The sequence below is a fragment of the Azospirillum aestuarii genome (assembly GCF_016632405.1).
In the GTDB taxonomy this organism is placed as follows: Bacteria; Pseudomonadota; Alphaproteobacteria; order Azospirillales; family Azospirillaceae; genus Azospirillum; species Azospirillum aestuarii.
Genome location: NZ_JAEPIV010000010.1, coordinates 174,571 through 187,935 on the forward strand (window position 1 = coordinate 174,571; position 13,365 = coordinate 187,935).

Genomic DNA, 13,365 nt, shown 5'->3' on the forward strand with positions numbered 1-13,365 from the left:
GGCTTGGTCCCGCTAGCTTTTCGGACAACGCCGGCTCGATTGCCTCCGTGATTCAACCACAAGCGAGACCTGATCATGACCAACATTGATCCGACCGTAAATGACGTTGATTGCAAGGTCGCCATTGTGACGGGAGCCGCAAGCGGCATCGGGCGTGCCATCGCCGAACTCCTGCACGCTCGCGGCGCCAAGGTGGTCGCCGAGGACATCGACCCGACGGTTCAGGAAATGGCCCCCACGGAGACCTTCGGCCGTCGAGCCCACTCGTTATGACGAAGGTGGCTTTCTTCGTCGCCGCACCAGGAGAATGCGAGGCGCCATGCGCCCACCTTCTTGGTACCAGCGGAGTTACGACGCACGGCGGGTATTGCTTGGCGTTTGACTCCGGACCGCTTGGACCTTCGTCCGAAGGCCGTCGCTGCGGCCGCAGATGACAACAGTGTCCGGTCCGTAATCCGCATCACCCCACATTCGGGAAGGCCACAACCCTTTAGGGAGAGTGCACATGCAGTCCATACCTGTCGACAAGGCCAACCGATTTCTCGAGCCCGGTCCGATCGTCCTGGTCACCACCATCGACGGCGGCAAGCCGAACATCATGACCATGGGTTTCCACATGATGGTGCAGCACGATCCACCCCTGGTCGGCTGCGTCATCGGCCCGTGGGACTACAGCTACGGTGCGCTGCGCAGCAGCGGCGAGTGCGTCATAGCCATTCCAACCGTCGATCTCGCCCGCACCGTTGTCGACATCGGCAACTGCTCCGGCGCCACCCTCGACAAGTTCCGGACCTTCGAGTTGACGCCACTGCCGGCACGCAAAGTGACGCCGCCGCTGATAGGCGAGTGCCTCGCCAATCTCGAATGCCGCGTTGCCGATACCCGGCTGGTCGAGACCCACAACCTGTTCATTCTCGAGGTGGTCGCCATCTCGACCGATCCCGAACGCCGGGAACGGCGGACGCTGCACCACCGGGGCGACGGATCCTTCGTGATCGACGGCAAAACAGTCGACCTGCGCGACCGCATGGTGAAGTGGCGGCACCTGCAAGACTAAATCCCAAACCCCAGTGGTTTAGCGCCAGTTCCGCAGTGCGGTTTAGCGCCAGTTCCGCAGTGCGCTCCCGGCGGCCCGTTCCCGGATAACGATCGTCAATGCCCGTGCTGAAACGCCTTATCCAGGGCTTCGGTGAGTTCGGGAATCGTCTGGAACAGATCCGCGACAAGGCCGTAGTCGGCGACCTGGAAGATGGGGGCTTCCTCGTCCTTGTTGATTGCGACGATGATCTTGCTGTGCTTCATGCCAGCGGCTGGGTCTCCGTGTCGGTCTGCACCAGGATGCCGCGGTCGGCACCCATTGCCAGCGCGGTGCGCAGCGTCTCCTGGGATGCTACCGGGCCGACTGAGCAACAATGACTTCGGTCGCCTTGTGGGCTTCCTTGCACCGAACCGCTTCCTCGACGGCGATTTCGTCGAAGGGGTTCATGCTCATCGTCACGTTGGCGGTTTCAACACCAGCGTTGTCCGCCCAGACGTGGATCTTGACGTCGTAGTCCACCACCCGCTTCGCAGGCACGAGAGTTTTCATCATGCGGAACCTTCTGTTGGGCATGTCAGCGAACGGCGCGACGTGGTTCGGGGCGCGGCGGGCTTGGCGCTTGGCCGGCCTTGTAAACCATGACCGTGCGAATGAATTCGATCACCACGGTGCCGGTTTGGTTGTAGCCAATGGTTCTTAGCGCCATGATTCCGGCACGTGGATGCGTGGCGGACTCGCGCAGGGACACAACTTCCGATTCACTGTAGATGGTGTCGCCTTCGTAGGTGGGGGCCGGAAGCTTCACCTCCGACCAGCCCAGGTTCGTCATGACGTTGGGCGTCAGGTCCGCCACCGATTGCCCCGTAACCAAAGCCAGGATGAAGGTGGAGTTGAACGGCACCCGCTCGTGGCCGGCCGCTTTTGCGTAATCATGGTTGACGTGCAGCGGGGCTGGGTTCTGCGTCAGGAGCGTAAACAGCATGTTGTCGTAGGGGGTCACGGTCCGCGCGTGGCGGTGCTTGCAAACGTCGCCGATCGTGAAATCTTCGAAGAAGCGATCACGCCAGGGCTTGGTCGTCATGTCATGGTCCCTTCAGGTCGAGGCGATCGGGTTGCTGATGCTGCGCCCGCCGCAGGCGACCAGCGTTTGTCCGGTGATGTAGCCGCTGCCGGACCCGGCGAGGAACAGCGCGAGTGCCGCGATGTCGTCGACGGTGCCCGCCCGCCCCACGGGAATGGCCTTGAGCACCCGGTCCAGGATGTGCGGCGGCAGCGAACGCGCCATGGGCGTCTCGATGAAGCCCGGCGCGATGCAGTTCACCGTTATCCCGTGCGGCGCCAACGCCAGAGCCAAGGCGCGGGTGGCGCCGACGATGCCGCCTTTGGCGCAGCTGTAGCCGGACGAGCCGAAGTTGCCGAGCCACGCGCGCGAGGCGATGGAGACAATCCTTCCCTGCCCGGCCATCCGCATCACCGGGGCGATGGCTTCGATCAGACGCAACGGCCCGATCAGGTTGATGTCGACCAGTTGGCGGAACAGATCGACCGGCATCTTTTGGATGCGGCTGTCCTTCAGAAAGCCGGAGCAGTTGACCAGCAACCCGACACCGCCAAAGGCGGCCAGCGCCCGGTCCCGCAACGCTTGCGGCAGGTCCCGGTCCCGCACGTCGCCGGCCATGCCAATGACGGTTCCCGGCAGTCCGTCCGCCTCCCGGACCAGGGCGTCCAGCCCGCCCTTGTCCAGATCGGTGGCGACCAGATGGACGCCGGCGCCGGCCAGGGCCAGCGTCAGCGCCTTGCCAATGCCTCCCGCAGCGCCGGTGATGATTCCGTCGGTAGGATGTTCGATCATGGATGCAGCCTCCCCACGTCGGCGCCCGCGAGCGCGTAGATTTCCTGGCCGTTGATACCGCGCGCGCCGGAGCCGAGCAGCGACGCGATCATGCTCGCCAGCGCCTCCGGGTCTCCCAACAGCTCGCCGCCGGCCGGCTCGTCAGCCGTGTGCATGGCGTACACCAGTGTGTTGACGGTGACCGGGGTGGTGCGCATTTCCAGCGCCACCGTCCGGAACAGACTGAGCATCGCTCCGGCGAGCGCCGAATTGATCGCCTCGCCCGGCTCCCCCATCGTTGCGCCACCGGGCAGCAGCGCGATCACACGCCCGACCACGGCGCGCTCCTCGAACGACGCGACCGCCGCCTTGACGCAGCTGAAGCAGGACGTCAGGACGTCGAGGAGGTCGTCCACGGTGGGATCGTCCGGGCCATCGACGAAGGCGGGAGCCAGCAGTAGGCCGTCGAACGGACCGAAGCGGGACAGCAGGTGCGCCGCCCGCAGCTCATCACATGGCGCGTCGTGCCGGAGTTCCCGTTCGATGACGCCCAGCGCGATGTCGAAGGGCTCCAGGGCGGCAGCAAGGCTCCGCGTGTCCAGGCCATTGCCAACCAGAACCAGCGTGCGCGCCGTCATGACGACATCACCACGGTCGTGACGGAGGCGCCGTCGGTGCCGCTGACCGTGCCCCCCTTGCAATAGGCAAGCCCAAGCCGGGCGCCGTCCACCTGGCGCTGGCCGGCTTGCCCGGTGAGCTGCCAGTACAGTTCGCAGACCTGCGCCATGCCGGTCGCGCCGACGGGGTGGCCGCGCGACAGCAGTCCCCCGCTCGGGTTGACCGGAAGCGCTCCCCCGATGGAGGTCCGGCCCTGCGCGGTCCAGGCCGCCCCCTGCCCTTTCGGAACGAGGCCGAGCCCTTCCAGCCGCACGATCTCGGCGATGGTGAAGCAGTCGTGCATCTCCACAAGGTCGATGTCCTCCGGCGCGATGCCGGCCATGTCGTAGGCCTGCAGCCCGGCGCGGCGGGAAATATCCTCCTCGTTGATGTCGCCCAGCCCGGCGCGCAAGGTGCCGCTGACCAGCCCAATCGCCCGAACCTCGGGACGATCCGTGGGCAAGCCGAGCCTCTTGAGGCCCGTCGCGCTGCAAACCACCGCCGCCGCCGCGCCATCGCTGATCGGGCTGCAGTCGAGCAGGCCGAGCGGATCGGCGATCCGGCGGGCGTTGACCACCTCGTCCAGGGTCACCGGCCGCTGGTATTGGGCATAGGGATTGTGCCGGGAATGCGCATGGTTCTTGACCGCGACCATGGCGATCTGCTCGCGCGTGGCGCCATGGTCATGCATGTAGCGCCGCGCGCTGAGCGCGTGTCCGGCGGTCATCACATAACCCTGCTGGGCGTCGAGGTCGTTGGCATCGGGCGTGACACCGCCCTTGATCCGATCGGTCATCTTCTCCGCACCGATCACCAGCGCCACGTCGCAAAGTCCGGCGCGGATTGCCATCCAGGCCTCCCTCAGTGCCGTCGCGCCGCTGGCGCAGTAATTCTCGTGGTTGCTCACCGGCCGGCCGCCAAGGCCGAGTTCCGTGGCCACGCGCTGTCCCGCCACCGGCCCGCCGAAGACATGGCCCACGAACACGGCCTCGATGTCGCGCCGATGGGCGCCGGCGTCGCGCAGTGCGTTGCGCGCTGCCTCCACCGCCAGCTTTTCGAACGTCACGGCAGGATCGTACTTGCCGAAGCGGACCATACCCGCGCCGGCGATATGAACGGCGGTCATCACGCGGCCTCCGGCAAAAGGCTGGGCACGAAGACGTAGCCGATCAGGTCGCAGCCGTCCCGGCGGCCGACCGGACGGATGTCCAACTGTACCGGCATGTCGATGCGCAGGGCGTCGGGATCGCCGGTGACCTGCGCCATCACCCGCACGCCGTCGGCAAGATCGATGTAGGCGAGGCTGTAGGGCGTTTCGCGTCCCGGCGGTGCTTGGCGCACGACGGTGAAGCTGTACACCGTGCCGGCGGTGGCCAGAGGAACCCCGCCCTCGACATCGTCGGAACCGCAGGCCGGGCAGAAGTCGCGCGCCGGAAACAGGCGGGTCGAACAGGCGCGGCAGGCGGAGCCGAGCAGACGAGGCGGATCGGTTTGCAGAAGTCCGTCGCGCAAGGGACGCGACGCGGGCGCCGCGGTTTCGGCGATTGCCGACAAGCCTTGTGAGGACATGGGGGCCGACATCGGCAGTCCTCCCGTCAGTAGGATTTCGGAAGCCCGAGCACATGCTCCGCCACATAGGCGTAGATCAGGTTCGTCGAGATGGGCGCCACCTGATAGAGGCGCGTCTCGCGGAACTTGCGCTCGACGTGATATTCGGTGGCGAAGCCGAAGCCGCCATGGGTTTGCAGGCAGACGTTCGCAGCTTCCCAAGACGCTTTTGCAGCAAGATGCTTGGCCATGTTGGCCTGGGCGCCGCATGGTTCGCCTGCATCGAACAGCCGGCAGGCCTGCCATCGCATCAGATTGGCGGCCTCCAACTCGATGTAGGCTTCGGCAATCGGAAACTGGACGCCTTGGTTGGCGCCGATGGGCCGGCCGAAGACTTCGCGTTCCCCGGCATAGCGGCGCGCACGGTCGATGAACCAGTACCCGTCACCCATGCATTCCGCCGCGATCAGAGTGCGCTCAGCGTTGAGACCGTCGAGGATGTACTTGAATCCCCGGCCTTCCTCGCCGATCAGGTTTTCTTCGGGGATCTCCAGCTCGTCGAAGAACAGCTCGTTGGTTTCATGGTTGACCATGTTGGGGATCGGCCGCACCCACAGGCCTTTGCCGATGGCGTCGTGCAGGTCGACGATGAAGATCGACATGCCCTCCGATTTCTTCCGCACCTCGCTCAGCGGCGTGGTGCGCGCCAGCAGGATCATCAGGTCGGAGTGCTGGACCCGGGAAATCCATACCTTCTGTCCGTTCACGACATACCGGTCGGCTTTCTTGACGGCGGTGGTTCTGATGCGGGTCGTGTCGGTGCCCGTGGTCGGCTCGGTGACCGCCATGCTCTGCAGTCGCAGTTCCCCCGATGCGATCTTGGGCAGGTAGCGGGCCTTCTGTTCGTCGGATCCGTGCCGCAGCACGGTGCCCATGTTGTACATCTGCCCGTGGCAGGCGCCGGAGTTGCCGCCGTTGCGGTTGATCTCCTCCATGATCACCGAGGCCTCGGCCAGTCCAAGGCCGGAGCCGCCATACTCCTCGGGGATCAGCGCGGCCAGCCAGCCGGCCTTGGTCAGAGCATCGACGAAGGCTTCGGGATAGGCGCGTGCCTCATCGATCTTAAGGAAATAGTCGTCCGGGAAATCCGCGAACAGCGCACGGATGGCGTCGCGGAGGTCCTGATGGTCGTCAACAGGCGTAGTCATGTCGGTGATCCATGCGATGGCCAGTGCGGAGAGGCCGGCGTTCAGCCCGCCACCGGGGCGAAGAAGGTCTCGGCAAGCTTGTTCTTCTGAACCTTGCCCGTGACCGTCAGCGGGATTGTCGTTTCCTCGACGAAACGGACGAGACGCGGCACTTTGTAGGCGGCCAGGTTCGCCCGGCAGTGCGCGACCACCTGTTCGATGGACAGGTTTGCGCCGGGATGGGGCACGACCAGGGCGCCCAGAATTTCGTCACGGGAGTCGTCCGGGACGCCAACGACATAGGCCACGCAAATGCTGGGATGATCCATCAGCACCGCCTCGACCTCAGCCGGCGCCACGTTGATGCCGCCCGTCTTGACCATGTCCTTTAGACGTCCACAAAAATACAGGTATCCGTCCTCGTCGACATAACCGAGATCGCCCGTGCGGAAGAAACCCTGCTCATCGATGGACTGGCGGGTCAGCGCCTCGTCCTTGTGATAGCCGGCGGTGACATGCCCCTTCACACGGACTTCACCGATCCGGCCAGGGGGCAGATCCGCGCCATCGGGCGCCACGATGCGCTGGATGACGCCCGGCAACGGCCGGCCGCAGGATGTCAGCCGGCGCTCCAGGGCGTCGCCGGCGTCGGTGACGTGCGAATTGCCGTAGGTTTCGGTCAAGCCGTAGATGTTGCAGATTTGGGTAGCGCCCAGTTCGACGACACGCATCACCTGTTCCGGCGTACCGAGCGTGGCGCCGCCGCGCAGGGTGCTCAGGTCATAGCGGCTCCGGTCCGGATGGTCGTGCAGCGCCTGGGCCATGTTCGGCGTACCGTAGAAAAGCGTGCAACGTTCGTCCTGAATGAGGCTCAGCGCAGCGCCGGGATCGAATGATTCCTGGAGGACGATGCAGCCGCCATGGGTCAACAGATTCATCATCGCGTTGACGCAGCCAAGGCCCCAGAACAGCGACACGGCCAGCCAGAGCCGATCGCCCGCGACCACATGCTGTCGCTCGCCGATCTGCCACGGGTTGGCAATGACCGAGCCGTGAACCAGTTGCACGCCCTTGGGCGTCGAGGTCGAGCCGGAGGTGTAAAGCAGAAACGCGAGATCCTCAGGCCGCACGGCGTCGCCGGCCCGGCGCATCTCCGCATCCACCGCCGCGGCATCGGAGCCATCCGCATCGAGCAGGGGCATCCATCCAACCGGCAGATCGTCGCCGATTCCGAGCACCCCTTGAAGCAGCGGAAGGCGTTTCGCCAGTGGTGCCATCCCGTCCAGCATGGCCCCATAATCGTGCTTCAGGAAACGCGGTGCCGCGATCAGCAGACGGCAATCGCTGTGGCGGATCAGGTGTTCCAATTCGCGGGGCGTCGCCCAGGAATTCAGGGCCACGGCGACGCCGCCGACGGACGTGATCGCCAGGGCGCTGACGATCCATTCAGGCCGGTTGCCCATCAGAATTCCAACTTTGTCGCCATGGCCGACACCAAGCCGGATCAGCCGCCGGGCGACGGCCGCAACCTGTGCGCCGAGTTGCGCATAAGTCAGACGCTGGCCGTTGCCGACCACGGCCTCCCGTTCGCCATAAAGGGCAATCAATTCGCTGACCAGCTTCGGGAGCGTCCGGCTTTCAGGCATTCGGTTCATCGGATTTTTTCCTCCTGGATTTCTCGCGCCGCAGCGGCGCCCCGGCGGCGAGGAGAGTTGCCTTCGCCACATTGCCGCGCCTCACATCGGGAGCATCGTTCACATATGAGAAATCAGTTTGCCTAACTGAACTTACGCTGCTACATTTCCTTCATACCGTCAAGCGCGATGAACGCGCAAAAACGTGGCAGCCGCATCAGGCGGCCCGTTGATCGGGTATCCAAAGCAGCAAGCGCCGATAACAGAAGACCGGGAAAGCGGCCGCCCTTCATACGGAGGAAACGGAATGCCCCAAGCAAGTTGTCTTGATGTTCGCGCCCTCATCAACAGCAGGCCTCTTGGCTCCTTTCAAAAGCTATTGATCGGGCTTGGCTTCATCATCATCGTCCTCGACGGCTTTGACGCCGTCATCATGGGATTTATTGCCCCTCAGTTGAAAACGGATTGGAACATCAGCCACCAAGCGTTGGGCGCTGTGCTCAGCGCCGGCTTGATCGGACAGGCGCTCGGCGCCATGCTGTCGGGGCCGTTGGCCGATCGTTACGGCCGCAAGCTGATCATCGTCGCCAGCGTGATCCTGTTCGGTGTCTGGACGCTGGCCACCGCCTTCGCCACGGATGTGACGCAGATGGTTGCGTTCCGCTTCCTGACCGGGCTCGGGCTGGGAGCGGCGATCCCGAACACGAGCACGCTCATCTCCGAATATGCGCCGGACCGGACACGTTCCTTTCTGGTCACTGTCACCTTGTCCGGCTTCACCGTCGGCGCCGCAAGCGGCGGCTTCATCTCAGCCTGGATGATCCCGGCGTTCGGCTGGCACAGCCTGCTGATCCTCGGTGGGTTGGCGCCGATCCTGGTCGGCGTGGTGCTGATATGGAAGATGCCGGAATCGGTGAGCTTCCTGATCACACGGGATGCGCCAGCGCAGCGGGTCGCCGCCATAATCGAGCGGTTGGCGCCCGGTGCCGCCGAACCGGGACAGCGCTACACATTGGGCCGCGAGCCCGTGCAGGATCGCACCGCCATCCGCATCGTGCTCTCGCCGCAGTACCGGTTCGCCACGGCAATGCTGTGGATCGGCTATTTTTCCGTGCTCTTCCTCGTCTACCTGTTGAGCAGCTGGCTGCCCACCCTGATCAAGGAGGGCGGTGGCTACAGCGTGTCGAAGGCGGCAATCGCGACCGCAATGTTCCAGATCGGCGGCCCTGTCGGCGCCTTGTCCATCGGCTGGGCGATGGATCGCTGGCACAAATGCCGTGTCCTGACCGGCGTGTTCCTGATCGGCGCCGTGGCGGTCGTCGCCATCGGCCAGATCACACAGCATTTCGTGCTGCTCTGTCTGTTCGCCGGTCTGGTGGGCTTCTGCATGAACGGCGGCAGCGTCGGCATGAATGCGCTGGCCGCCGCCGTCTACCCCACCGAAGCGCGTGCGACGGGCTCCAGCTGGATGATAGGCATTGGCCGGATCGGCGCGATCATCAGCGCCTTCATCGGCGGTGAGCTTTTGGCGCAGGGCTGGTCACTGAGTCAGGTCTTCATCGTCCTGGTGGTGCCGGCCCTGCTCGTCGCTGCGGCCATGTTCGTCCAGGGGCGGCACATGGACCGAACCAAGTCCCACGCAATCACGAACGCACGCCTTGGCGATGCGCCCTCGCTCGCCGGCTCCGCGGAATGAAACGCCCGTTCTCACGGACCCCACCTCCAGGTGACCGCTATGCACGCACAACCGACCTGTGTTCTCGCTTGCGACAACGAACTTGGCGAATGCCCGATCTGGTGCCCGACCACCCGTCGACTATGGTGGATCGACGTTGCCCGGCCGACGCTGTGGCGCTTCGACCCCGCCACCGGAGCGTCGGAGAACTGGCCCTTGTCGAAGCCGCCGGCCGCCATAGCCTTGCGCCGCTCCGGCGGCCTCCTGATCCTGTTCCGCCGTGGCTATGCCCTGATCGACGCACCGCCGCCCGGTGCCGCAATCGGGCAGACACACGGGCTCGACCTTGGAGAAGAACGCTTCAACGATGGCAAGGTGGCTCCGGATGGAAGAATGTGGGTCGGCAGCATGGACCGCGCGCTGAAAAGCCCGATTGGCCGGCTCTACCGATTTACGCCGGATGACGGAGCGGATTCCGGGTTGCAGCCGATGGACGAGGGCTTTGTGCTGTCCAACGGGTTGGGCTGGAGTCCGGACGGACGGGCTTTGTACTTCGCCGAAACCAGATCCAAGCACGTTTACAAGTACGATCGTGACCCGGTCAGCGGCGCCATCGGGACGCGCCAGCTGTTCACCACGCTCGATGGTGAGGGTGTTCCGGACGGGCTGACGGTCGACGCGGCCGGGCATATCTGGATCGCCGCTTTCGGCGGCAGCGCCGTGCATCGCTTCCGCCCGGACGGCTCGCTTGCCTCGCGGACAGCCCTGCCCGTCGAGCACCCGACGAGCTGCACCTTCGGAGGAGACGATCTGCGGGTCCTCTACATCACCAGTGCGCGACGGGGCATCGAGGGGAACGCGCGGGCCATGCCGCAGGCCGGCGGACTGTGGGCCGTTCGGCTCGATGTGGCCGGCCTGCCCGAAACGCCTCTATCCTGCTGAGTGAAGGTCATGAACAGATCGGAGATGTACCCTCCCGCCGTGGCGGGCGTCGGCACCACCCGTTACGGCAGATTTCCCGACCTCGATGCCTATGACCTCGGGCAATGGGCTCTGCGCGAGGCGCTGGACGATTGCGGGCTCACCCATGCGGATCTCGACGGCCTGATCGTCAACCGCATTCCCAGCTACGGCCGTTTCGCCGAACTCTGCGGCATCGACCCGCGCTATACGCTCGCCACACCCGGGCATGGCCGTTTTTCCGGTGTCTGCATCCAGACCGCGGCCCTGCTGGTGTCGAGTGGCACCGTCGATACCGTCGCACTGGTCTACGCCAACGACGGCGCTTCGGCAGGCACCACCTACGGCGGCGACGCCAGCGGGTACGGCGGTGCCGCGGGGGCGTACGGCACCACCGACGCACATTGGGCACCCTATGGAATGACGTCGCCGGGCGCGTTCCATGCCCTGATGATGCAGCGACACATGCATCTTTACGGCACGACGCCCGAACAGCTTGGCGAAATCGCCGTGACTTTTCGCCGACACGCCAGCCTTAATCCCGGCGCGGTGAAGCGCCAGCCCTTCAGCCTTGACGACTATCTCGCGGCACGGTTCATCTGCGAACCGCTGCGGCTGTTCGATTATTGCCTGATCAACGACGGCGCCGTGGCAATGATCATCACCTCCGCTGAACGCGCCCGGGACCTGCGGCAACCGCCGGTCTATATCCGCGGCGCTTCGCAGGCCTCCTCCTTCACCGGGTCCAGTTTCCCTCCTGAAGACTTCTGGGCCGCGCCCATGCAAGCGGTGGCAAAGGACGTATACGCCATGGCCGGCTTCGGCCCGCAGGACATGGATGGGCTGATGATCTACGACAACTTCACGCCGACGGTGCTGTTCACCCTGGAAGGCTTCGGATTCTGCCCGCAAGGCGAAGGTGGGCGCTGGATCGCCGACGGCCATCTTCGGCTGGAGAGCGCCTTTCCGGCCAACACCAGCGGCGGCCACCTGTCGGAATCCTACCTGCAGGGGTGGGGCCTCAACGTCGAAGCTGTGCGGCAACTGCGCGGCCAGTGTGGAGAGCGGCAGATCCGCACCCCCCACGCCATCCAGTACATGGCCGCCTCTCCGGTGGTGACCTCGGTGATCTACGGGAGGACACCGGCATGATCGACGTTCCGATGCCGCCCGACGATCCGGCAAACCGCCCGCATTGGGAAGCAGCCAGACGGAGCGTGCTGCTGATTCAACGCTGCCCCGCATGCGGACGCTGCCGGTTCCCCGCGGCACGATCCTGCGCACACTGCCACCATGTCGGCGGAGACTGGATCGAGGCCAGTGGCCTTGGCGTGATAGAATCCTTCTGCATGTTCCACAAGGCCTACTGGCCGGCCTTCCAGGCGGCCCTGCCCTACACCGTGATCCAGGTGAAACTACGCGAGGGGATTCGGGTCATGAGCAATTTCGTGGCTTCGCCGGGCAAATCTCCTAGCATCGGCCTGCCGGTCCGCGCCCGCTTCGATCCGGTGCGGCCCGATTTGACCCTGGTGCGCTTCGAGCCGCACGTCTGACGACTGGATGGGCGCCGCAGTTACGCCTCGGCGTCCTCCACCTCATCGTCTTCGTCTTCCTTGAACAACTCCGCCGGCGAGGCTTGCAGTTTGGCACCCAGTCGTTTCGACAAGGCGGTCGTCCGCTCCAGCAGGAGTGTGCAGATGCGCGTCTCGTGCTCCGGCGCGATGCGTGCGGTCGGCAGCGCGACGCCGATGGAGGCGATCGGGCGTCCGTTGATGTTGAACACCGGCGCCGCATAGCCGGTGATGCCGGGGCGAAATTCCTCGCGCACGTAGGCCAGACCGCTTTCCCGGATGGCGGCGAGTTCGCGGCGGATGTCGCCAATGTCGGTCTTGGTGAATTCGGTATGGGCGACCGGCTTGTAATGCTTCAGGTACGTTTCGCGCTCGCCCTCATCGACGAAAGCCAGGATCGCCCGCCCCAGAGCGCTGGTCAGCATGGGCAGATGCTCTCCGATGTTGAGGGAGTGCGCCAGCGGCGACGGCAGCGTTTCCGAACAAACGACGACTACGTTGTCGCCTTTGGGAATGGCCATCGTCGTGTATTCGTTCAAATCGAGGAACAGCTGGTGCACGACCGGCGCCCCGACCCGGACGATGTTCAGGTTCTTGATATAGGCATGGGCGAGGAACATGACCTGCGACCCTATGGAAAATCGTCCGGTCTCCCGGTCCAATTGCAGATAGCCCGGCCGCTGGAGGTCCCGCAGCAGACCGGTCAGGCTGCTCTTCGGAATGCCTAGCGCCTGGGATATCTCCGTATGGGTTGCGCTGCCGCTTTTGCTGCTCGCGACGAATTCCATAATTTCCAACACGCGCAATGCCGACTTGGCCATGTCAGTCCCCGTATTCGGAGCGGACGCTCCCTGCGCGCTCGGCGCAATTTATGAACCGAGTTTACCTATAAAAACCAGGAATGTCATCGTGCCAAGGCCGGCGCACGCATCCGAGGACACCGCAGGCTGGCACCGCATGGCCGATGCCGACGGATTTCTCCAGACATAACGCTTGCATCATCGGACCGCTGCCGCTAGATTGTTCCTATATGGGCACTTAGTTCTTTAATAAGAACAATGCCGGCGTTCAGCGCACGCCCCGTAGACACAGCGCCTTCTTCAAAGGCGACGGGCGAGGGAACGCACAGGTCCTGATCAGCCATCACCATGAATGGGCTGCTTACAGGCCATCAAATCAGACCAACAAATCAGGGAGGACGACCTGGAAGCCGATTAACTCCTTCTTGCCCTCTGGCGTGGCGCCGATGATGACCAGCATGCA

The 13,365-nt window shown here is 64.5% G+C and carries 15 protein-coding genes and 1 pseudogene; 6 read left to right on the forward strand and 10 right to left on the reverse strand.

The window, feature by feature from the left end:
• Positions 1–75 precede the first annotated feature (75 nt).
• Positions 76–273, forward strand: a complete 198-nt coding sequence (locus JJL56_RS18735) for an SDR family NAD(P)-dependent oxidoreductase (protein WP_145629665.1) — start codon at positions 76–78, stop codon at positions 271–273.
• 232 nt (positions 274–505) lie between these two features.
• Positions 506–1,057 carry a flavin reductase family protein gene (locus JJL56_RS18740; RefSeq protein ID WP_145629666.1) on the forward strand — a complete coding sequence of 184 codons (552 nt, stop codon included), beginning with the start codon at positions 506–508 and terminating at the stop codon, positions 1,055–1,057.
• Between the two features lie 95 nt (positions 1,058–1,152).
• On the opposite strand, the gene JJL56_RS18745 is transcribed toward JJL56_RS18740, so the two are convergent.
• From JJL56_RS18745 to JJL56_RS18785, 9 genes and pseudogenes are all read right to left on the reverse strand, one after another.
• Positions 1,153–1,302 (reverse strand): hypothetical protein, encoded by a 150-nt coding sequence (locus JJL56_RS18745; protein ID WP_425599140.1) that lies wholly within the window; start codon positions 1,300–1,302, stop codon positions 1,153–1,155.
• A pseudogene (locus tag JJL56_RS18750) lies at positions 1,302–1,588 on the reverse strand (electron transfer flavoprotein subunit beta/FixA family protein); the annotation flags it as partial. The gene JJL56_RS18745 and the pseudogene JJL56_RS18750, both read right to left, overlap by 1 nt.
• Positions 1,589–1,613: 25 nt before the next feature.
• Positions 1,614–2,120, reverse strand: coding sequence for a MaoC family dehydratase (locus tag JJL56_RS18755; RefSeq protein WP_145629667.1), 507 nt, complete (start codon positions 2,118–2,120; stop codon positions 1,614–1,616).
• A 12-nt stretch (positions 2,121–2,132) separates the two neighbouring features.
• The gene (locus tag JJL56_RS18760; RefSeq protein ID WP_145629668.1) at positions 2,133–2,891 is read right to left on the reverse strand and encodes an SDR family NAD(P)-dependent oxidoreductase; all 759 of its coding nucleotides are present in this window, start codon (positions 2,889–2,891) and stop codon (positions 2,133–2,135) included.
• Entirely contained in the window at positions 2,888–3,508 is a 621-nt protein-coding gene (locus tag JJL56_RS18765; protein ID WP_145629669.1) for an SDR family oxidoreductase, read from the reverse strand. Before JJL56_RS18765 ends, JJL56_RS18760 begins: the two co-directional genes overlap by 4 nt.
• A complete protein-coding gene (locus JJL56_RS18770; RefSeq protein WP_200485898.1) occupies positions 3,505–4,653 on the reverse strand; it encodes a thiolase family protein in 1,149 nt (382 codons plus the stop codon). The genes JJL56_RS18765 and JJL56_RS18770 overlap by 4 nt, the downstream gene beginning before the upstream one ends.
• Positions 4,653–5,108: a Zn-ribbon domain-containing OB-fold protein gene (locus JJL56_RS18775; RefSeq protein ID WP_145629672.1), complete on the reverse strand. Its 456-nt coding sequence runs from the start codon at positions 5,106–5,108 to the stop codon at positions 4,653–4,655. The genes JJL56_RS18770 and JJL56_RS18775 overlap by 1 nt, the downstream gene beginning before the upstream one ends.
• A gap of 14 nt (positions 5,109–5,122) precedes the next feature.
• Entirely contained in the window at positions 5,123–6,283 is a 1,161-nt protein-coding gene (locus tag JJL56_RS18780; protein WP_200485899.1) for an acyl-CoA dehydrogenase family protein, read from the reverse strand.
• A gap of 41 nt (positions 6,284–6,324) precedes the next feature.
• Positions 6,325–7,917 carry a class I adenylate-forming enzyme family protein gene (locus JJL56_RS18785; RefSeq protein WP_200485900.1) on the reverse strand — a complete coding sequence of 531 codons (1,593 nt, stop codon included), beginning with the start codon at positions 7,915–7,917 and terminating at the stop codon, positions 6,325–6,327.
• A gap of 286 nt (positions 7,918–8,203) precedes the next feature.
• Between JJL56_RS18785 and JJL56_RS18790 the strand changes: the two genes are divergently transcribed.
• Genes JJL56_RS18790 through JJL56_RS18805 form a run of 4 tightly spaced genes read left to right on the forward strand, consistent with a single transcriptional unit; the run spans position 8,204 to position 12,084 of the window.
• A complete protein-coding gene (locus JJL56_RS18790) occupies positions 8,204–9,592 on the forward strand; it encodes an MFS transporter (RefSeq protein ID WP_200485901.1) in 1,389 nt (462 codons plus the stop codon).
• A gap of 39 nt (positions 9,593–9,631) precedes the next feature.
• A complete protein-coding gene (locus tag JJL56_RS18795; protein ID WP_200485902.1) occupies positions 9,632–10,513 on the forward strand; it encodes an SMP-30/gluconolactonase/LRE family protein in 882 nt (293 codons plus the stop codon).
• A gap of 9 nt (positions 10,514–10,522) precedes the next feature.
• A complete protein-coding gene (locus JJL56_RS18800; RefSeq protein ID WP_200485903.1) occupies positions 10,523–11,683 on the forward strand; it encodes a thiolase family protein in 1,161 nt (386 codons plus the stop codon).
• Positions 11,680–12,084 carry a Zn-ribbon domain-containing OB-fold protein gene (locus JJL56_RS18805; protein ID WP_145629678.1) on the forward strand — a complete coding sequence of 135 codons (405 nt, stop codon included), beginning with the start codon at positions 11,680–11,682 and terminating at the stop codon, positions 12,082–12,084. Before JJL56_RS18800 ends, JJL56_RS18805 begins: the two co-directional genes overlap by 4 nt.
• Before the next feature lie 20 nt (positions 12,085–12,104).
• Here JJL56_RS18805 and JJL56_RS18810 read toward each other — a convergent pair whose 3' ends face one another.
• Complete coding sequence (locus JJL56_RS18810; RefSeq protein ID WP_145629679.1) at positions 12,105–12,923, reverse strand: IclR family transcriptional regulator; 819 nt, start codon at positions 12,921–12,923, stop codon at positions 12,105–12,107.
• Positions 12,924–13,365: the final 442 nt, after the last annotated feature.

Coding starts and splice junctions, on each gene's coding strand:
- JJL56_RS18735 (WP_145629665.1), top strand. CDS start 76: ATGACCAACATTGATCCGACCGTAAATGACGTTGATTGCAAGGTCGCC.
- JJL56_RS18740 (WP_145629666.1), top strand. CDS start 506: ATGCAGTCCATACCTGTCGACAAGGCCAACCGATTTCTCGAGCCCGGT.
- JJL56_RS18745 (WP_425599140.1), bottom strand. CDS start 1,302: ATGAAGCACAGCAAGATCATCGTCGCAATCAACAAGGACGAGGAAGCC.
- JJL56_RS18755 (WP_145629667.1), bottom strand. CDS start 2,120: ATGACGACCAAGCCCTGGCGTGATCGCTTCTTCGAAGATTTCACGATC.
- JJL56_RS18760 (WP_145629668.1), bottom strand. CDS start 2,891: ATGATCGAACATCCTACCGACGGAATCATCACCGGCGCTGCGGGAGGC.
- JJL56_RS18765 (WP_145629669.1), bottom strand. CDS start 3,508: ATGACGGCGCGCACGCTGGTTCTGGTTGGCAATGGCCTGGACACGCGG.
- JJL56_RS18770 (WP_200485898.1), bottom strand. CDS start 4,653: ATGACCGCCGTTCATATCGCCGGCGCGGGTATGGTCCGCTTCGGCAAG.
- JJL56_RS18775 (WP_145629672.1), bottom strand. CDS start 5,108: ATGTCGGCCCCCATGTCCTCACAAGGCTTGTCGGCAATCGCCGAAACC.
- JJL56_RS18780 (WP_200485899.1), bottom strand. CDS start 6,283: ATGACTACGCCTGTTGACGACCATCAGGACCTCCGCGACGCCATCCGT.
- JJL56_RS18785 (WP_200485900.1), bottom strand. CDS start 7,917: ATGAACCGAATGCCTGAAAGCCGGACGCTCCCGAAGCTGGTCAGCGAA.
- JJL56_RS18790 (WP_200485901.1), top strand. CDS start 8,204: ATGCCCCAAGCAAGTTGTCTTGATGTTCGCGCCCTCATCAACAGCAGG.
- JJL56_RS18795 (WP_200485902.1), top strand. CDS start 9,632: ATGCACGCACAACCGACCTGTGTTCTCGCTTGCGACAACGAACTTGGC.
- JJL56_RS18800 (WP_200485903.1), top strand. CDS start 10,523: ATGAACAGATCGGAGATGTACCCTCCCGCCGTGGCGGGCGTCGGCACC.
- JJL56_RS18805 (WP_145629678.1), top strand. CDS start 11,680: ATGATCGACGTTCCGATGCCGCCCGACGATCCGGCAAACCGCCCGCAT.
- JJL56_RS18810 (WP_145629679.1), bottom strand. CDS start 12,923: ATGGCCAAGTCGGCATTGCGCGTGTTGGAAATTATGGAATTCGTCGCG.